The organism is Sediminibacillus terrae, assembly GCF_009602435.1.
Taxonomy (GTDB): Bacteria; Bacillota; Bacilli; order Bacillales; family Amphibacillaceae; genus Sediminibacillus; species Sediminibacillus terrae.
Genome location: NZ_VZDQ01000011.1, coordinates 445,362 through 465,768 on the forward strand (window position 1 = coordinate 445,362; position 20,407 = coordinate 465,768).

The window sequence follows — 20,407 nt, forward strand, 5'->3', positions numbered from 1 at the left end:
GTTATTTCCTGAAAGGAGTCACAAAAGGATGGACTTTTTTGATAGATTTGCCATACCTCATCCAAGTCCTGTGATTTATGCTTCCATGGTGGCCATTGCGCTCACCTTGGTAGCGATTGTTGCAGGAGTCACTTATACAAAAAAATGGGGCTATCTATGGCGCGAGTGGCTGACCACCGTAGACCATAAGCGGATCGGTATGATGTATTTAATCTCCGCTTTACTGATGCTTTTCCGCGGAGGAGCCGACGCCATCATGATGCGGGCGCAAACAGCCCTCCCTGAAAATACGTTGCTCGATTCACAGCACTACAACGAAATATTCACCACCCATGGTGTGGTGATGATTATCTTTATGGCCATGGCATTTATCATGGCATTGATGAACTTTGTCGTACCGCTCCAAATCGGAGCTCGCGATGTGGCCTTCCCTCGATTGAACGCCTTAAGCTTTTGGCTTTATTTCTGGGGAGCCATGCTGTTCAATATTTCCTTTGTCATCGGCGGCTCTCCCGATGCCGGCTGGACATCGTACTTCCCGCTGGCGGGTAATGAATTCAGTCAATCCGTCGGGACCAACTATTATATGATCGCGATTCAAATCGCTGGTCTGGGTACACTTATTACCGGTATCAACTTTATCGTAACCATATTAAAAATGCGTGCACCGGGCATGAAACTGATGAAAATGCCGATGTTTACTTGGTCGGCACTGATCACCAACTTGATCATCGTGTTTGCCTTCCCGGTATTGACTGTGGCCTTGGCCATGGGAACCATCGACCGTTTATTCGGTGGTAACTTCTTTACCACGACCGATGGCGGAATGGATATGCTGTGGGCCAACCTGTTCTGGGTATGGGGGCATCCGGAGGTTTATATTCTCATATTACCTGCCTTCGGTATTTACAGTGAAATCATCCCGACTTTCGCCCGGAGGAATCTTTACGGATACAAATCGATGGTCGCATCGATTGTGTTGATTTCCGTGCTTTCCTTTGTCGTATGGGTGCATCACTTCTTTACCATGGGACAAGGAGCAATGGTCAACAGTATCTTCTCCATCACGACGATGGCGATTGCGATACCGACCGGAATCAAGATCTTTAACTGGTTGTTTACCCTTTGGAAAGGGAAAATTACAATCACTGTTCCAATGCTATATTCTTTAGGCTTCATTCCGATTTTCACTATCGGGGGTGTCACCGGGGTTATGCTTGGTATGTCGGCAGCCGACTATCAATACCATAACACGATGTTCCTGGTTGCCCACTTCCACTTAGTTATTATTCCTGGGGTTGTCTTCGCCATGTTGGCAGGACTGACCTACTGGTGGCCGAAAATGTTCGGCTTCATGCTGAACGAGCGGATCGGAAAATTATCCTTCTGGCTGATTTCTATCGGTACATGTGTCGCTTTCTTCCCGATGTTCATATCCGGACTGGACGGACAGGCGCGCCGGATGTACACGTACTCGGAAGCCACGGGATTCGGTATTTGGAATATGATTTCCTTCGTCGGTGCCATCATGCTGGCTGCCGGGTTTGTGACAATCGTTTATAACATTTATTACAGCACGCGCTATGCGTCGAGAGATATCAGTTCGGATCCATGGGACGCCCGATCGCTCGAGTGGGCCACCCACACGCCAGTACCTGATTACAACTTTGCGATTACACCGCAGGTCAATTCCAGTGAAGCATTCTGGGATTCTAAAAAGAACGGGCATAAGCTGTTTCCAGGCAATTATAAAGAAATACACATGCCGAATAACAGCGGTGTTCCATTTATCATGAGTGCCATCTTCTTTGTGCTCGGTTTTGCCCTGGTATTCAGCATCTGGATTTTGGCAGTCATTGCGCTGCTCGGTATCTTTGCCTGCCTGGCACACCGTTCTTTTGAACAGGATCACGGCTACCACATACCGGTAGAAGAAGTGAAAGAAACGGAAGAAAAATTGGGAGGTGCCCGACAATGAAGGTAGACCAAACAAAGCCTCTCGAATACAGTACGGAACAAAATAACTTGAATATATTGGGCTTTTGGATGTTCCTTGGGGCTGAAATCATGCTATTCGCCACCTTGTTCGCCTCTTATTTCACATTAGAAGGCCGGACAGGAAGCGGTCCTTCCGGCAGCGAGATTTTTGAAATCACGCCGGTCATCTTTGAAACCTTTATCCTGCTGACCAGTAGTTTTACCATTGGTCTCGGCGTCCATGCAATGCGACTGATGAATAAAAAAGCGACAATCGCTTTCTTCAGCATTACCTTGCTGTTAGGACTTGCCTTTGTCGGATTCGAGGTAGTGGAATTCTTCACATATATTGAAGAAGGAGCTGCATTGCAGACAAGTGCGTTCACATCGATTTTGCTGTCCACTTTAGGGACACACGGAGCACACGTCACCTTCGGTTTGTTCTGGGGATTGTTCATCCTCATCCAAATCAAAAAACGGGGCATCACTCCGGAAACGGCGAATAAATCATTCATTTTCTCGCTTTACTGGCACTTTCTGGACGTCGTCTGGATTTTCATATTCAGTTTCGTCTACTTGAAAGGAATGATGTAATATGAAAGAACTGTTCCCACGCAAGCAAGTCATGGGCTTTGTCTTTTCATTGGTCCTGACGATCGTTGCCCTGTTGGTTTACTTTCTGGATATGTCGTTCGCCGTCGGCATGACTGTATTGCTTTTGACAGCCTTCACGCAAGCCGGCTTACAGCTGATTGTATTCATGCATGCCGGCGAATCAGAGGATAGAGGGTCCATCTACCTCAATATTTACTATGGAGTCATCATTGCCCTTCTTACTGTATTCGGTACACTGTTGGCGATGATTTGGGGATATGTATAAGAAATAGTAATAGGAAAGAGCACCTGCAGCCAGGTGCTCTTTTTTTTAGGCATGTTTGGAACCCATCTGTTTGCGATGTTCGATTTTCTCCAGGATTTCCTCTGTCACTACAAAGAAAACGCCCATAAGAAAGATAAACACGGCCCCCATCACGGTCCCGATTCCAATCGGAGTCAAAATGCTGGAACCGCTTGCAAAGAAACCTGCCAGAAAAATGATAATCCCTGCCGTGAGTACGACAGCTCCTGTTATTTTGGTTGCATTGAGAATTTGAGCTTTTGTTGCCATTCAACTCATCCTCCTTTATTCTTATCTCCATTATCCACCTTGTTCACACTTTTGTCAAAAGTTTGTTACGGAATTGTGAATTTTATATTCCTCTCTTTTTTATTATTTCCGATAACGCATATTGCAAAACATGCCTCGTTTAGCCTAATAAATTTGCCGATTTTGCGGAAAATATTTTTATAGTAGAAAGGAGATTTGCCGTTATGAACGAAACCATTGTCATCATCGTCCGAGTCATCATTTCATTTTTCACCTTGCTGATTTTCACCAGGCTGCTCGGCAAACAAGAAGTCGGCCAACTCACTTTTTTCGACTATATCAACGGCATAACGATCGGATCCATCGCAGCCACTTTGGCTACAGATCTCTCCTCCAAAGCTTGGGCCCATTGGCTGGGGCTTGTCGGTTATGCTTTGCTGACTGGATTGTTGCAATTCATCACGATTAAAAACCGATATCTGGGCAAAGTACTAGACGGTGAGCCTACAGTCGTCATAGAAAACGGGAAAATTCTGGAGACCAACTTGGGAAAAATGCGAATCAAGTTGAGCGAACTGATGACTTTGTTGCGCAGTCAGCAAATATTTGATATCACCCAGGTGGAATATGCCGTTTTCGAAATTAATGGGGAGCTGTCTGTCAAACAAAAACCGGAGTTTCTCCCAGTCACCCGCAAGGATCTGCAGATCCCCGTTAGACCCGGACGCCTGGCCACAGAAGTGATCCAGGATGGCATTGTATTGGATCAGAACCTTGAGCAGCGGAAAAAAGACAGAAATTGGCTTCATCAGCAACTTCGCGCCCACAATATAGAAGATGTCAAAGATGTTTCCTTTGCCTTGATCCTTCCCAACGACAGCCTGTATGTCGATAAATTTGAAGATAATATCGGGAAAGAAACAGAAATGGGTGATTACGATGGCCCTTATTAAGAATGGAGGCGACAATAGATGAAAAAGTTTCTTTTATACTTTATTCCATTCATAACCCTGGCTGTTTTCATTACTGTAATGAACAGCGGTGCCTTTCTAAAACAGCCACTTGGAAAGGATGATCGTCTCTATGAATCCATTCAACAGATTGAAGCAGGGGTGAAGAACAAGAACTGGGACGAGGTGAAAACCGAAGCTGCGAAGATGGAAAAAGCCTGGGACAAAATCGTACGGCGCGTCCAATTCAGTGTAGAAAAAGAACAACTTTTGGAAATAGACGGGACAATCGCCAGAATCCGTGGAGGTGTGGAAGCCGAAGATGATCAAAGCGTCCTGGAAGAAATCTATTACTACTACGGCCAGTGGGAACAATTAGCCAGATAAGTGACGCGGCATTTTATATCCAGACCAAAGTTATATAGGGCAATCTTTCCATTATCTTATTTATCCGTGCTATGATATAATGTTCATTTCAACCTATTACATTCTGTCTATTTTTATAAACAATCTTCTAAAAGGAGGTACAACCATATGGCTAAGAAGTCGATGATTGCGAAACAGAAACGACCACAAAAATTCAGCGTCCAAGAATATACGAGATGTGAGCGGTGTGGCCGACCACACTCTGTGATTCGCAAATTCAAGCTATGCAGGATATGTTTTCGAGAATTAGCTTATAAAGGACAAATTCCTGGCGTGAAAAAAGCAAGCTGGTGATCATGGGTCAGCTGGAAGGCTGACTCCTTCATCCCTGCTCCTCGACAAAAATTCATGGATACATCTTGCCTGTATCGTCTACATAGATTGACTTCACGATGGTACGCTGGTATTTCGCCCCTCCGCTTTCACCGAAAACATCAAATGTTAGGTTGTACACGCCCTCTCCTAAATCAGGCACGCTGTAAGTGGAATGCCGGCCTAAATTTTGCTCGGCTTGAGTCTGCTGGTGATTATGTTGATACTTCACCGTTTTCACCGTTACAGTCGTTTTTTTTCCCTTGTCGATTGTTCCCACACTAAATTTCCCCTTCGACAATCCCACATTCAGTTTATCATCAAGGGGACTATCAATTGCTGCTTGAAGCAAGTAATGTTGTGTCTTTTCAGTGGCAGCTGAAATCGTCCATTTTCCGGCAGCTGGTTTCTCGATTAGCAGTCGATGGTGGTACGCTCCGTTTAAGTAATCCGTTTCATCTTCTTCCACGGAAAACGCTGTATACTTGTTCTTATCGGGATCTAAGAGGTGCAATTGTGTAATTTTTTTATCGCTTATCCAATCTACTAACAATTCTTCAGCACTCTCTTCTACATAAAAAGTTTCTGTCTGTTCCCCATGTGATTGACCGCCCTTCAGTATATAACCATATTTGGGACTTTGTTGAACGGCCAACTCCTTTTCCCTTGCGGGGACAGACTTGATGGAAGCTTGCATTCCGTCCGTGGATTCGGTTAGTAAATGGGAAAACATCGAAAAGGTTGAACTTCCCTGTTTAATGGAATAGTGATTCCACGCCCCTGCGCTTATCTCAGTTCCGTATGGCAGCCGGGAGCTTACGACAGTCACTGCACCGTCATTCGCTCCATAACTGCTTAAATACAACCCTCCCCAGAATAGGGAGCTGCCGAAGCCTCCTCGTTTCGTCCCTCCTAATGTGAAAAAAGGAATATCACCTGCAATCGGATCTGTATCGTTTCGAAAATACGCCATGTAACCAGTTTGCAGTGAGTAGGTCGCATCATTTTTGCTCCCCAATATTCCCGCCAGCCAACCAGCCCAACTACTATAAGCAAGGTCTGCAAGCTGGCTGCCGTGATGCGGCGTCGATAACGTAATGACTTTCTCGACATATGGCGCGGCTCCATAGTGAACTAAAGCTGATTGCACATCAATCCCGCCTTTACTATGGGCTACCACCACCACCTTCTCGCCGAAATAAGTATAGACTTCCTGCAGCTTCTCGGCCAGCAACGCTCCATTTTCCCACATATCCCTAGTCGGATATAAATCGATAAAAGCAGTTTCAAATCCGTTTACAAGGGCTGTATCATACATATCATTCTCGTCCCACCAAGTGTAGGAAGAACTGTTGAGACCGTGAACGAACAAAATCGGATGATTGGCATCCGAACCATTGGAAGGGGCTGTTCCGATATACCATTCACCCGGATTCCCTGGAGGATCCCCTTTTCCAAATGATCCAGCCGACACTGCTGCAGGAAACAGACTAAACAACAGAACCCCGACAATCAGCACCTTTTTCAGCATCTCCTCACTCCTTTTCTATTCTCATTCAGAGTATACAAAGAGATGCAAAAGGTAGAACTTTAATGCGGAATAAATTGTAATATTCCACTAAAACCTGTCTCCATTCAAAAGCTGAAGGTATCCAGAGAATGAACGGGATTGGAGGACGCCTGTTGGTTGAAAAGAAATCCGGAAGTCTGAATCCTCTTCAATCGACCATTTAATGAATACTTTCCTTAATTCCACATCAAGCAACCGCAAAAAAATATCATCAGCATCTTAGAAAACGCTGATGATACCAGGAAGAACTGCTAAGAAAAAATAAACCGGTCTACTATTGGCACATTACTTTTTCGTCAATTCCACCAGTCCGTCAATGGAGCCGGCTACGTGGGTCACGGCATTATTCACTTCGTCAAGACTGCTTTTAAAGGTTTCGATTTCCCCTTCGATCGAGTCACTTTGATTTTTGCTTTGTTTCATTTTTAATACAATCGTATCAAACACTTGATTGATTTGTTTCATGTCATCCGTTCCGTTATGAATCAACTCCCTTACTTCCGAAATGTAGGAGGAAACACCATTTATTTGAGCGTCCGTTTTACCGACAAGCTCGGATACACTTGCTACCGATTTTTTCGTTTCTTCGGCAAGCTTCCGTACTTCATCAGCAACCACCGTAAACCCTTTCCCGTGTTCACCTGCTCTAGCAGCTTCAATCGAGGCATTCAAGGCCAGCAAATTCGTTTGCTCTGCGATTCCGGTTACAATGGTGACGACTTCACCTATTTGGTTGGATATTTCCAGGAGACCCTCTGTTTCTTTTTTGATTTTTTCCATACGGTCATTGATATCAGTCATTTTATCCTGCTGGCCTTCCAAATCTTGCTTTCCAGTGATGGATGTCTGCTCAACATCCAAGGATGTTTCGGTCCCCTCTTTGGAAATACGTAAAATACCCTCCAGGTTAGCCACCAACTCCCCGATCGATCCTGTGGTTTCTTCAAACACTGCTGCCAACTCAGAAGAAGTATCCTTGATTTCATTGTGCAATATATTTTTCTCTTCCTCTTGTTGTCGATAGGTCGTTTCATTCTCTTGCTGAAATGCATCCAGTACAAGTTGTTGCTCCAAACTCATTATTTTTGTCACGGCTTCGATTGCCTTACGTGATTCTTCTTTTGCTTGAATCTTCTCGTCGATGATGGAAATCAAAGACAGCAGTAAATCTTGGAATGCGCACATATACCACTTTGGCTGCAGACCGATTTTAAAATGGATATGAGCAATTTTCAGCCGTTTATCAATAAATTCATCGTCGATTTTCCCGTCAAACATCTCTTGAATGTGGACGAGCAGCGTTTTTTTCAACCTGTCGACCGAACTATTGCTCTCAATGATGCCCATCAAAGAGCTTTCATGTTCCAAATTGCGATAAAACTGGGCCACGATAGTATGGATTTTCTCCTGCACAAAAGGCTTCAAGGAAGCGAGCACCACTAAATCCTGTTTTTGCAGGTTGATCATTTTTATTTGTTTCTTCAGATCCTGATGGTGATCGATATTCAGCCTTGTGTTCCCGGCTAGTGTTTCGTCGATGAAAGTCCCCTTGCTTGAATCATTTCTCTTTTTAAACCCTAACTGCATGTCTTCTCCCCCATATATCCCTTTTATTTCCTTCTCATTTTATATCGGACGGATCGAAGGGAATATGAAGAAGGGGACAAGCCCGACATATCGGGAAAATCATTATTCAGTTTTCTGTTTCATCGGCATCTTCCCGCCTCTTCTTTTTTCGTTTCAACCGCTGCAATATCTTTTTGGAGTCTAGATTGATTGTTTTCGGCTTATAATGTTCGGAGGCTTTCAAGTCGTCAGTAGAGGCTTTCATAAAAGACCATGCCAGCATGAGCATGATAAATAGCAAAGGAAAGCCGCCGACTATGCTGGCCGTCTGTAACGTCGATAACCCTCCGATAAACATCAGCACCAATGGCATCAAACATAAGGTGAATGCCCAAAACAAGCGATTCCATCGTAAAGGTTCATCTTCTACTTCCGACTGGACAACTGAAGCAAGGATATAGGAGCTAGAATCAAACGTTGTTGCCAAAAAAATAATAGCCAATACGGTAAAAACCAGAATGATCAAAGGAGCCCACGGCAGTTGATTGATTATGCTGATAATCGCATATGGTGCCCCTTGGTTATTCAAAACACTGACAACATCGAATTGGCCTGTCAACTGCATATACAGCCCGAAATTCCCCATGATACCGAAAAACAATAAACTACCTAGCGAGCCATAGATAATCGTTCCCAGAACCATTTGACGAATCGTCCGGCCGCGGGAAATTTTTGCAACAAACAAGCCGACAAATGGAGCGTACACAAGCCACCACGCCCAATAGAAAACCGTCCATCCTTCCGGAAAACCAGTACGTTCGAACGGTCCTAAATTATTGAATGGTTCCGTCCATGTGCTCATATGAAAGAAATTATCCAATATCAAGCCGATACTATTGGTCGTCGTCTCCGCAATGAAGGTGGTCGGTCCAAACACAAAAATGAATGCCAGCAAAAAGATGGCCAACCACAGGTTCAAATCACTGAGCACTTTGATTCCCTTTCGCAGGCCCGAATAAGCGCTGATAGCGAAAATCATCGTACACAAAATCAAGATTACTGTCTGCATGGTCATATTTGCAGGCAGACCCGTCAACCGGGAAACACCCTCTGCAATCATCGGAGCACCTAGTGCAAGAGTGGTACCTGCCCCGCCCATCAGCCCGAACATAAATAAAATATCGATCAGTTTACCGACAGGGCCATCTGTGAGCCGCCCGATCAATGGGCGGCACGCTTCACTTATTTTTAACACCGGTTTCTTCCGGACGTAATAAAAGTAAGCCATCGGCAACGCTGGCAGAGTGTAAATCGCCCAGGCAATCGGTCCCCAGTGAAAAATACCGTAAGAGCTGGCCCATTGGATCGCTTCTCGTGATCCTGTGTCAATACCAAACGGCGGGTCCTGGTAGTAGTAAGCCCATTCAATTGTTCCCCAGTATAAAATACTTGAGCCGATTCCCGCGCAGAACAGCATTGCTGCCCAAGAAAAAGTATTAAACTCTGGCTTTTCGTCTTTTTCGCCGAGTTTGATATGTCCGTTCACGCTAAACGCCACGTATATCAGAAAGAAGAACAAAACAAAGCCGACGAGCAAATAAACAACGCCGAAGTTCTGGGTGACAAAATCATTAGCTGCCAGGACAAATGCTTCACCCTGTTCAGGAAACAAGACTAGCGGGATGGTAACTGCCAGCAATATTATTAATGCTCCCACGAAAGTCGGCCAATCAATTAAGCGATTTTTCATGTTATCTTCCTTTCCTGAAAATCACGGTAATTTCCATTAGGAATCTGACACCTTCTGTCTGTTAGTTTTGTTTAAAAACGTATTTTTATCCGGTCCTTGCGTCATTAACCGTTCCATAACAAATAATTACCCTTCCACTGTTAATTGGCTAGAAACTGCGCACACCCAACGCTTCGGCAGCATACTTCGCTTTCCGCGGGCACGGCTTCAGCTAACTTGGTAAAGAAAGAACGCTTTACCAAGTGGATCTTCAGCTCGTGCTGTTCCCGCAGGAGTCTTCGTATGCTCCCTGCGCTAAGGAGCATGCTGATTAGCGGAAGCGTAGACTTTTTCCTGAGAACCAACAAAGCCATTTTAAAAACGTTTGTCAGGAAGTAGGTATTCCTTTTCATAAAAGACAGTTGGAGTTCCCGTCTTATCTCCTGTTCTTGGACTTTCCGCTTGTTTTTCTAGCAATGTCATTTGATGATACGGTCCATGGAGTACGATGAATAAAAAAATGTCTAGTTATACCCGTTTATAAACAGAAAGCTGTTCTTAGCGAAGAAAATACCCGGAGACTCCTGCGGGAGGAAAGGCCTCGGTGAGATCCCGCAGAGCGTCAGCTCGAGGAAGCTCACCAGCCGCCCGCGGAAAGCGCAGGGTATTTCCGCAGCGTCGAACTCCAACTCATCAAAAGTAGGACGTCAGGAAGACGCATTCAAGCTATGTCGTAGTTTATATTTATTACGACCCTACATAAAAAAATTAACAAAAAACGCCTGAAGGTAATTACCTTCAGGCGTTTTCACGCTATCATCTTTCCGTTATTGCTTTAGAGAATGGTATTGCTCGATTACTTCTTTGCTGATTTCACTATCTTCATCCAGGCCGCTCACTTCTTTCAGCACATATGCTGGTCCGTGTTCCTTGAGTATTCCCTGGATTTTTACAGCTTCCTCATCTTCAGCGTAGTCAAACAGCAGGGCTGCTGCAATCGCCTTCGCTAAATTCGTGAACGGCAATCCTGCTTTCTGGGCCTCTGTTGCTGGACGAATCAGTCTGTCCTCTGGTCCCAGCTTACGCATCGGAGCACGTCCGACTCTGGTGACTGCGTCATTCAAATAAGGATTTTTAAAGCGCTCGATAATTTTCTGGATATAAGCAAGATGCTCTTCTTCGTCTAAGCCATATTGCTTCACAAGGTAAGCACCGGTTTCTTTCAACGTTTCCTTTACTTGCTTAGCAACCGTCTCATCCGCCAACGTTTTATCGATTGTACTCTTTCCGGCTAGATAGCCAAAATACGCAATCACCGCATGGCCTGTATTTACTGTGAATAACTTCCGCTCAATAAAAGGGGCAAGCTCTTCGACCACTGTCATGCCTTCAATTGGCGGGATGGTTTGCGTGGTTTCGACAACCCATTCAAAATAAGGCTCTACCAGGACGTCAAGCGATTCCGGATCTTCCTGGATAGGAACGATTCTGTCCACTGCCGAGTTGAAGAAATACACCCGGTCTTCCAGTCTTTCCTTGGTGTCCTCATCCAGGTTGTTCAGAATATGTCTTTTCAAAATATCTGTTGCAGAAATTTGGTTTTCACAAGCAATCACATATAGTGCTTCATCTGTTTCATAGACACGCTCCGATAACCCACGGGCAATCAATGGGGCGATCCGCGGCAGAATGTTCGGCCCGATTGCCGTGGTCAAGTAAACAGCGCTCTTGATTGCATCTATCACTTCATCTTCCTGCTTCATATTATTCAAGCCGGATACATTTTCAATCGTAGTCGTTTGTTCCTGCTCTGTAGCCAATTTTACCTGATAGCTTTTTTGTTCATTCAGTTTATCAATAATTTGATCTGCGATATCGACGAAGGTTACATGGTAACCTGATTCGGCAAATAAACCGCCGATAAAACCACGGCCGATATTTCCTGCACCAAAGTGCACCGTTTGTTTCAACGTCATCATTCCTTTATCAAGTTATTTTGAAGGTAATCTAAAAACAAATCCTCCAATTTTTTGCGAATCATTGCTTCGTTAGAGGATGAAAAAATCATCATTGCGACGTCGTTTTCAATGATACTCGTGCTGATCAGGCTAAGTACTTCCTGCTCGCGCGGGCTCATACTATCGGGTGCCAGCATTAACAATAGATTTTTCATTTGCACTTCCTGTCCATCCATTCCTTTAATGGTACAAGGCTGTTCTAAATGGGATACTTGAAAAATCAATTCATGGATATGGTCATCCCGGCAATGATACAAGCCCATGTTCGTCCCAGGGATTCCTAAGCCGCCTCTATTTTCACGTTCTTCCAGCTCTTCCACGATCTTTTGCGAATCATCCAGCAGGTTGTCGGCCTCAGCTTGTTCGACCATTCTCCCCAGTACTGCCCGATGATCAGCCGTTTGCTGTTGGCGGTAAACCCGAAGATTAGCCAAGATTCCTTCAATGCTGGAATGGACCTCCTTGATTTCCTTCAGCAAATCCTGAATTGCCGGTTGTTCTGTTTGATTTACAGAGCCACTTTCATCCGCTGGTCGTAGGTAGTGTTTTTTGCTTGTCATTTTTTCCAGGTTTCGTTGCAAAAAATCGTGTATCGCTTCCGTGTCTTCTTCGCTGAGCAGGGGACTGACCAGAATGTAATCAAACTCTGTGAAAGGCAGCCGGACGGTTGAAATGACGATATCGAACGATTCCACATCCGCATGTTGAAAGTCATTGATCGACAAAATCTCTACTTTTTGGATTTCCGGAATTTCCTGTTGAATGCGGCTGGCCAGCATTTTCGACGCCCCGATCCCTGTCGGACAGACAACCACCGCCTCGATAGATGCTTTCTCCTCATTCATCAGCAAAGCCGAACCGAAATGCAGCACGATGAAAGCAACCTCTTCATCAGGAAACCGGACATCTTGAAATTGTTCTTCCAGACTGTTTTTCACCGCCATGAACAATACTGGATATTTCCGTTTTATATCTTCAGTCAAAGGATTGAATAACTCCATTCCCTGTTGCAAGCGGAACAAAGAAGGCTCCATATGCGCGAGCAGCCCTTGAAATAACGAGAAGTCATCAGACAAATGGACGTGGAGTTGTTTGGAAACATCCGCGATGACATTTTTGATCAGCCTGCCCAGCATGATGCTGTCATATTCAATGGCATCGGCAGCCTGCAGTTTGGATCCCTTTAAAATAACCGAGAGAAATCGCACATCTCTTTCCGTGAGAGGCAACACATACTTTTGTGTCAACTCTTCACAAATTTGCTTCATTCCCCGGTATTCCATAGAGGATTTGTCCACATATTGATCCCTTTCCTCGATTGGATACTGATTTTCCGCTCTCTGCATGGTGATGCATATATGGATAACCAAACCGATGTAATCACTGTCGGCCAGTCTGGTTTGTCCCTTATTGATCGTCCTGCTGACCAAAGTGTCTACTTCCAATAAATATTGCGGTGAAAAGTAACCCAACACGGGCCCCTCAACTTGGTTCCCTTTTTGCAGCAAGTACAACTGCTCGATCAGTTCTTCATGGAAGTGGACGGAAAAATAGCCTGCCAAAGCTTTCCTTTTGTCAGACTCCTGCGCATACAATTCTACCCCTACGCCACGTTTCCTCGAAAGCCTCACCCGGAATTTCTCCAACCAGGCTGCCAAGTCATCCAGATAAGCACTCAAAGTAGCCGTGCTTACTCCAAGCTGTTTTGCCAGCACCTGCGTCTTAAAAGACGGCCCATCCTGCAGCAAGGTGATCAGCAGATAAAGTTTTCGCTCCTCCGGCGTTTCGTCTGTCGGATTCAGACTGGAAAGGTGCTGCATCAGACGGTAAATATGCTCATTTTTCCCATCGATGACGAGCCCATCACTCGACGTTCTGGTCAATTCCAACTGAAATTGCTGCAATAGTTTATCTATTGATTTCAAATCCCGCTGAATCGTCCTGACGCTTACATTGAGAAATGCAGCCAGAGATTGTGCGGTATGCTTTCCTGATGTTCTGACAATCAAATCGATGATGGATTTTTCTCGTGATGTAATAAACATATTACCCACTCATTTCTACTTTAAAATGTTCTTCTAAGTACTTTGTCCATCTGTTCAGAAAAACAAGAAAATACTTACGAATCTCTTTTAGTCCATCATTCCAACTTTTCACTGAAATGAGAACAGAAAGGCAGGAATACCCCGCCTTTCTTCTCTAAGCTGCGTTTATTTACTGTTGATGATATCTTTCAGTTCTTTTGCTGTTTTCGCCTGGACCATCTGTTCAATGTTTTCCATTTCAGAACAAATGACGGCAATTCCTGAAAGGATTTCTAAGTGGGTACCGTCTTTTCCTGCGATACCGAAAATCAGTTTGGTTTCTTCTCCATCAAAGTCAACGCCATTCGGTACTTGTACGACCGTGAAACCAGACTTGAGCACCGCTTTTTTTGCATCTTCCGTGCCATGTGGAATCGCTACATTGTTCCCCATATATGTGGATGTTATGTTGTCGCGTTCGATCATGGCATCGACATAGCTTTCTTCCACATAGCCTGCTTTCACCAGAGCCTCACCAGCGAAGCGGATTGCGTCTTCCTTGGAATCAAACTCCTGCCCGATAAAAATATTCTCTTCGAGAAGCAGATCATCGTCTTCTGCTTGCCCAGAATCTTGCTCTGTCGCTTCTTCCTGTGCCTCGTCCGTCAGTTCCGCCAATTCTTCTGATACCCCACTCTCGAGACTATCAATCAGCTTGTCGTACTCGGGACTGGATAGGAAGTTATCGACCGAAATATGGTAAGCGTTCGGAAGCTTGCTTTTCGCCCGCGGTGTCAATTCTTCCTGTGTAATGACTATTTGCGCGTCACTCGGCAGGTTGCTGATGGACGTATTCGTCACGGTAACGTCAAGATCAGCTTCCTTCACCTTTTTGCGGAGCAAAGAAGCTCCCATAGCACTTGAGCCCATGCCGGCATCACAAGCAAAGACGATTTTGTCTACTTCTTCCGGCATTACACCCTGCTCTGCAGTGTTTTCTCCACCACGAGAAGATACAGAGCCGGCTACAGAACTTTTCTTTCCTTTCATTTCTTCCATTTTCTTAGTTGCTTCATCAATATCTTCTTCTGATTGTTTACCGGATTTAAGAACAATTGCCGAAATGACAAATGAAACGACCGCTGCAACAATCACTCCTGCATAGTTGGCGACATAAGCCATTGTCTGTGGAGGAGTAACAGCTGTAATTGCAATTATACTTCCCGGCGAAGAAGGAGCTACAAGGCCTCCGCCCAACAGTACCAATGTAAAGACACCACTCATACCGCCTAGAATGACAGCAATGAACAACATCGGTTTCATCAATACATACGGGAAATAAATCTCATGGATACCGCCCAAGAAGTGGATGATTCCTGCACCTGGAGCGGATTGTTTTGCAGAACCTTTACCGAATAGAGAGAAGGCAAGCAAAACACCAAGACCCGGTCCGGGATTCGCTTCCAATAGGAACAATACAGACTTCCCGGCATTCTGTACCTGCTCCAGCCCAATCGGAGAAAGCACTCCGTGGTTGATTGCATTATTCAGGAACAGGATTTTTGCCGGTTCGATCAGGATACTGGTCAATGGCAATAAACCTGCGCCCACTAACCAATCGACGCCCACGACCAACACTTGCGTGAAGCCATCTACAGCCGGACCAATGGCAAGGAAAGACAGGATTGCAAGCAGTCCACCAAGAATACCTGCAGAAAAGTTATTGACCAACATTTCGAATCCTGTTCTAATTTTCCCTTCGATTAATTGGTCGAACTTTTTGATCACATATCCACCAAGCGGTCCCATGATCATTGCGCCGAGGAACATTGGTGTATCGGGAGCTCCGACAATCACACCGATGGTCGCAATCGCACCGACCACCCCTCCACGTTGATCATGAACCAGTTTACCGCCGGTATAACCGATTAACAGCGGCAATAAGTACTTAACCATCGGATCGACCAACTTGGCAAGTTCTTCATTCGGAATGATTCCATCCGGAATAAACAAAGCCGTGATCAATCCCCAGGCAATAAAAGCGCCAATGTTTGGCAATACCATGGAACTAAGGAAATTACCAAACTTCTGTATTGCAACCTTTACAGATGATTGAGCCATACTATACTTCCTTTCAATAAAATTAGATAATATCAGACGTTATCATCATAAGCCACATGTAAGCGCCATTCAAGAAACACTAACATTACCTTTGTCGCAGTCCATAAGACAAAGGTAATGTTTCTCCTATGCATAATGACCTATGGCATTATTGTGCACTTGTCCACCAAGTTCATTCGCTTATTAATCGGCGACTCTTTAGGCCGTTCAGTCTCCTTCTCTCTTTATCTAAGGCTTATTCGTTTAATTCATTCTGAATTGGGAAGATATATATATATAATTACTTAATGGAGGGATATTATAATGGCACACGAAAAATACCAAGAGCTCCTCGACACCTTGCACGACTGTATGGTACAGTGCAACCATTGTTACGATGCTTGCCTGAAAGAAGACGACGTAAAAATGATGGCCCCATGCATTCGCCTTGATCGGGAATGTGCAGATATTTGCGGTTACCTCGCTCAAGCAATTACGAGAGGCACGCCATATGTAGAAGAATTGGCTTCCGTATGCGCAAAAATTTGTGAGGACTGTGGAAATGAATGCAAAAAACATGAACAAGAACATTGCCAGAAATGTGCGGATATCTGTATGAAGTGTGCAGATGCTTGCCGTAAGGTTGTTTAATTTACTGGGATACTCTCAAAAATGGCCGGACAAAAGCATGGCCACCAAAGCGACAACCGAACGAATTTTAACTATCGATCAAATTCGTTCGGTTGTTAATTTTTGTGTCCCTTATTTAGACTTCTTACTATCCTGTTGTTTGATGCTTGCTTCGTATGCTACGACAAGCTACTACGCTATGTTTTCGGGGTCTAATTTTTACATGATCAAAACAAAATAAATAGAACTCTACTCTTCTATTGCGTGTGAGTATTTCCAAACAATGACGAAGACGAACATCAGCACGGAAGGTTTTTTATTTAGAAATTGGAACGTGCGAACCTGCACCAAAAAAATTAAAAAGAAGTACTCGTCTTCCCATTCTTTCCATTCAGTTTAGCTTTCTTTCTACAACGATATGAGAAAAAACGCATCGCTCGTTTGCGAATAATTCCACAGGCACGGAGGCAAGGTACGCAGACTCCTGCGGGATGAGCGCGAGCTGAAGATCAACTTGGTAAAGTGCTTTTCTTTACCAAGTTAGCTGAAGAGGTGCCCGCTGAAAGCGAGGTACCCTGCCGAAGTGTAATCTTGCTCTTTTTAAAGGGCAGGTTAGATCGGTTTCCTTTTTCTAACCCACGAAAACATGGGCACTGCTTGTTTTTCTCTGGCGTAGAACCGGCAAGGCATTCCGAAGCTGATTACAAAACCAGCAATCCAAATACACTCCTATGTCCACCCGCTTTCATCAGGGAGTGAACTACCAACCTATAAGCTTTTTCCGCACAATTAATTATAACTTATCTGCAACCGCTTCTATTACAGCCCCCCCAAAATCAAAAGAAACATTCCAACATATACAAAGAGCACCGTCAGTTTTAATCGACGATGCTCTTCCTATATTTAGCTTCTATTTTCCTGACTTTGAGCATCTGTTTTTTTCCATAAAGCCCCTGGCCAGAACGCATAGTTGCCGAGCACTGTCGTAATAGCAGGCACGAGAAGCGGCCTGACGATAAAGGTATCCAGCAACACGCCGATGGCGGTTACGACTCCAAACTGAACCAGCACCTGCATCGGCATCACAGCTAATACCGAAAATGTCCCTGCCAAAATAAGACCTGCGGATGTGATGACACTGCTGGTCTCGCCTACCCCTTCAGCAATTGCCTGTTTTAAAGGCATCCGTTTCCGGTTTCTCCAAATACTCGATATCATAAAAATGTTGTAATCCCCGCCGAGTGCTACAAGGAAGACAAAGGCATACAACGGGATAAGACCTTGCATCGCCGGTTCATCCATGCCGTAATGGATAATCAGCCAACCCAACCCCAAGGCGGAGAAGAAGGACAAAACAACCGTCAACAATAAATAAGTCATTGCAACAATCGAACGCAAATATACCAGCAGTAAAATAGCGATGATTATCAGGATGACCGGAATAATGATATTTTGATCACGGCTGGTTATTTGTTCGGTGTCAAATAGATTTGCTGTTTCTCCGCCAAGCCAGACACGATCACCGGCATTTTCCACACCCGCCTGTTCCAAAACGTCCACAACGCCCTCCTTCAAATCCGGAATCATGGCCACGGCTTCAGAAGAGTATGGATCGATGGATAACGTGATGGAGTAATGAACGAAATTCCCATTGTTCTCACTAAATGTCGGATCACTTACCTCCGCGACATTCTCCATTCCAGCCAATACCGATTGCATTTCATCCATCCCTCCATCGGCCTCGACGATCATGTCGACTGGGGCAATTTCTCCTGGTGGATAGTGTTCAGCAATTAGAGCAAAACCTTCCCGTGAGGGCATATCATCCGGAAAAGAATCCAGCACGCCATACGTGTAGTCGATTTTTGGAACGAATGTTGCCAATCCGCCCAAGATGAGAAGACAGACAGTAATGAGTGCCCAGGGCTTCTCCGTAACCAGTCGTCCTGCCGCTTTACTGAATTTGCTTCTCGTTTTTGGCTGCCGCACTGGTTTTCCTTTTTTCTCTGTTAATTCCTTCACCATCTTATCTGTTCTTGGTATGAATGGGAAGAAGGCTGTTCTGCCGAAGATGGCCAAAATTGCCGGAAGCAAGGTTAGCACTGCAAGGCACATAATCACGATAGCAAGACTGAATGGAACAGCAAAACGGTCGTAAGAGGCATACTGTGCCAGTGACAGAGTCAATAATCCGATTGCCGTAGTAAGTGCACTCATCATGATGGCGCCACCAGAATTGGCAATCGCCAGCTGCAGTGCCTTATATTTATTGGCCTCCAATTGCAGTTCGTCCCGGTAACGGGAAACAAGGAACAAACAGTAATCTGTTCCGGCTCCGAATAACAGGACAGTCATGATGGATACTGCCTGTGCATCGACGACAATCCAGCCTCGACTAGCAAAGAAACCTAGCAATGGACTGATCAATCCATATGCAAAACCAACTCCTATCAGCGGAACAACCGCCAATATTGGGGAACGGTATAACACAATCAGCAACACCAACACCAATAAGACAGTCGCAATCAACAAAGTCACATCCGCCTGGCTGAACAACGCGGTGGTATCCGTCTGAATGCCTGCCGGGCCGGTAAATCTTACGTGAAGCCCTTCAGAGTCGATGTCTTTTTCAAAGACCTGCTTCTCCGAGCGGTCACTTATACGTTTCTGCAAACTGTCCATCGCCGATTGAAGCTCATCTGTAGAAGCTTCCTCCTTGAAAAATATCGGAGTCGTCAGTGCCATTTCATCTTCAGAGGCCGCACCTTGCAATGCAGGTACCGGCATTTCTCCGAACGGCGGAATCATCTTTTGATTTTCGAGCGGGTTATCTTCCAAATCGCCAAACAAAGATATTACAGATGAAAAATCTTTGTCTGTCAATCCGCCATCTCTGTACCATACAACAAGTAACGGAACACCAGAATCATCAGGAAACTGTTCGTCAGAAAGCGTGGCGGCTTTTTCCGACATCGCGTCTTCCGGTAACAGATTATTCGATCCTGTTTCTTCTTCATTCACTTGCGGCCACACCATCGATACTACTGCCACAAGCGCAATCCATATCACCACGGTCAACCATCTGGTTTTTATGCCAGCTGCCGCTTTGCCTAACCATTCCAGAAATTTATTCATGCAATCCCCTTCTCCGGTTGAAAGATAACTACTGCATACAATTATATATACTGGTAAGTTAATTTTCAATCAAGAGTAAATTTCTTATTGAAAAACTTATGGTATACTTGCAAAAAGTAAAAAGAAACAAGGAGAGAACGAAATTGACCGCGAATAACCAACGGCCGCTGGGAAGACCGCGTGCAAGTGACCGAAAACAACCGACAACCGACATCATCCTCCAGGCAGCCATCGAGCTTTTTTTGACCAATGGTTATCAGGAGGTATCCGTGGACGACGTAGCCAGGGCCGCCAACGTCACCAAAGCTACCGTTTATTATTACTATCCAAGCAAGGCAGCCTTGTTTACAGAAACCATCGTACAACTAATGAACCGGATTCATGGGCAAATCCAAGGGATTTTACAGAAAAATATTCCTTTGCGCGAACGCCTGTTGGAAATTGCCGAAGCACACTTGACTGCCACGTTCGATATTGACTTAGACAGTTTCATGCGGGAGACAAAAAATACTTTATCAGAAGAACAAACCGTCAGAATGCAAAAGGCCGAGGAACACTTATATAAATCGATTGAACAAGCATTGACAGAGGCAGTAGACAAAGGAGAAATATCCACCATCCATCCTACTTTTGCCGCCCATGCCTATGTAGCATTGCTCCGGGTCGGCAACTATCGCGATCGGAATGGCAACGGCATATTTCTGACGACAACGGAAGCTGCAGAACAGATTATTGATTTCTTCTGGAATGGTTTAAATCCAGAGAAAGACTAACGTACATGGTTACAGATTAATTTTTTTATAGATGAGTGTGGAGACGGAAT

General features: G+C 44.8%; 16 protein-coding genes. 8 read left to right on the plus strand and 8 right to left on the minus strand.

What is annotated here, in order from left to right:
* The first annotated feature begins 28 nt into the window (after positions 1-28).
* The 3 genes from qoxB to qoxD are packed head-to-tail and all read left to right on the plus strand — an operon-like array spanning position 29 to position 2,857.
* A complete protein-coding gene (gene qoxB / locus F6X55_RS04830; RefSeq protein WP_153462196.1) occupies positions 29-1,978 on the plus strand; it encodes a cytochrome aa3 quinol oxidase subunit I in 1,950 nt (649 codons plus the stop codon).
* The gene (gene qoxC / locus F6X55_RS04835; protein ID WP_153462198.1) at positions 1,975-2,571 is read left to right on the plus strand and encodes a cytochrome aa3 quinol oxidase subunit III; all 597 of its coding nucleotides are present in this window, start codon (positions 1,975-1,977) and stop codon (positions 2,569-2,571) included. Before qoxB ends, qoxC begins: the two co-directional genes overlap by 4 nt.
* Before the next feature lies 1 nt (position 2,572).
* Positions 2,573-2,857 carry a cytochrome aa3 quinol oxidase subunit IV gene (gene qoxD, locus F6X55_RS04840; RefSeq protein WP_026571571.1) on the plus strand — a complete coding sequence of 95 codons (285 nt, stop codon included), beginning with the start codon at positions 2,573-2,575 and terminating at the stop codon, positions 2,855-2,857.
* Positions 2,858-2,902: 45 nt separating this feature from the next.
* On the opposite strand, the gene F6X55_RS04845 is transcribed toward qoxD, so the two are convergent.
* A complete protein-coding gene (locus F6X55_RS04845; RefSeq protein WP_026771686.1) occupies positions 2,903-3,145 on the minus strand; it encodes a hypothetical protein in 243 nt (80 codons plus the stop codon).
* A gap of 203 nt (positions 3,146-3,348) precedes the next feature.
* Here F6X55_RS04845 and F6X55_RS04850 point away from each other — a divergent pair, with 203 nt between their 5' ends.
* The 3 genes from F6X55_RS04850 to F6X55_RS04860 all read left to right on the plus strand — a co-directional run bounded on the left by F6X55_RS04850 (position 3,349) and on the right by F6X55_RS04860 (position 4,794).
* Positions 3,349-4,077 carry a DUF421 domain-containing protein gene (locus F6X55_RS04850; RefSeq protein WP_026571573.1) on the plus strand — a complete coding sequence of 243 codons (729 nt, stop codon included), beginning with the start codon at positions 3,349-3,351 and terminating at the stop codon, positions 4,075-4,077.
* 18 nt (positions 4,078-4,095) lie between these two features.
* Complete coding sequence (locus F6X55_RS04855; RefSeq protein WP_026571574.1) at positions 4,096-4,461, plus strand: DUF4363 family protein; 366 nt, start codon at positions 4,096-4,098, stop codon at positions 4,459-4,461.
* A gap of 147 nt (positions 4,462-4,608) precedes the next feature.
* Positions 4,609-4,794 carry a type Z 30S ribosomal protein S14 gene (locus F6X55_RS04860; protein WP_026571575.1) on the plus strand — a complete coding sequence of 62 codons (186 nt, stop codon included), beginning with the start codon at positions 4,609-4,611 and terminating at the stop codon, positions 4,792-4,794.
* Positions 4,795-4,846: 52 nt separating this feature from the next.
* Here F6X55_RS04860 and F6X55_RS04865 read toward each other — a convergent pair whose 3' ends face one another.
* From F6X55_RS04865 to F6X55_RS04890, 6 genes are all read right to left on the minus strand, one after another.
* Positions 4,847-6,343, minus strand: a complete 1,497-nt coding sequence (locus F6X55_RS04865) for an esterase/lipase family protein (RefSeq protein WP_153462200.1) — start codon at positions 6,341-6,343, stop codon at positions 4,847-4,849.
* Between the two features lie 324 nt (positions 6,344-6,667).
* The gene (locus F6X55_RS04870; RefSeq protein ID WP_081718208.1) at positions 6,668-7,969 is read right to left on the minus strand and encodes a globin-coupled sensor protein; all 1,302 of its coding nucleotides are present in this window, start codon (positions 7,967-7,969) and stop codon (positions 6,668-6,670) included.
* Positions 7,970-8,075: 106 nt separating this feature from the next.
* Positions 8,076-9,698, minus strand: coding sequence for a BCCT family transporter (locus tag F6X55_RS04875; RefSeq protein ID WP_153462202.1), 1,623 nt, complete (start codon positions 9,696-9,698; stop codon positions 8,076-8,078).
* Positions 9,699-10,504: 806 nt separating this feature from the next.
* Positions 10,505-11,647 (minus strand): mannitol-1-phosphate 5-dehydrogenase, encoded by a 1,143-nt coding sequence (locus F6X55_RS04880; protein ID WP_153462204.1) that lies wholly within the window; start codon positions 11,645-11,647, stop codon positions 10,505-10,507.
* Between the two features lie 5 nt (positions 11,648-11,652).
* The gene (locus F6X55_RS04885; protein ID WP_026571579.1) at positions 11,653-13,740 is read right to left on the minus strand and encodes a BglG family transcription antiterminator; all 2,088 of its coding nucleotides are present in this window, start codon (positions 13,738-13,740) and stop codon (positions 11,653-11,655) included.
* A gap of 165 nt (positions 13,741-13,905) precedes the next feature.
* Positions 13,906-15,840 (minus strand): PTS mannitol transporter subunit IICBA, encoded by a 1,935-nt coding sequence (locus F6X55_RS04890; protein ID WP_153462205.1) that lies wholly within the window; start codon positions 15,838-15,840, stop codon positions 13,906-13,908.
* 303 nt (positions 15,841-16,143) lie between these two features.
* Between F6X55_RS04890 and F6X55_RS04895 the strand changes: the two genes are divergently transcribed.
* Positions 16,144-16,470: a four-helix bundle copper-binding protein gene (locus F6X55_RS04895; RefSeq protein WP_026771693.1), complete on the plus strand. Its 327-nt coding sequence runs from the start codon at positions 16,144-16,146 to the stop codon at positions 16,468-16,470.
* Positions 16,471-17,352: 882 nt separating this feature from the next.
* On the opposite strand, the gene F6X55_RS04900 is transcribed toward F6X55_RS04895, so the two are convergent.
* Positions 17,353-19,584, minus strand: a complete 2,232-nt coding sequence (locus F6X55_RS04900; protein WP_153462206.1) for an MMPL family transporter — start codon at positions 19,582-19,584, stop codon at positions 17,353-17,355.
* Positions 19,585-19,727: 143 nt separating this feature from the next.
* Here F6X55_RS04900 and F6X55_RS04905 point away from each other — a divergent pair, with 143 nt between their 5' ends.
* A complete protein-coding gene (locus F6X55_RS04905; protein WP_237648598.1) occupies positions 19,728-20,357 on the plus strand; it encodes a TetR/AcrR family transcriptional regulator in 630 nt (209 codons plus the stop codon).
* Positions 20,358-20,407: the final 50 nt, after the last annotated feature.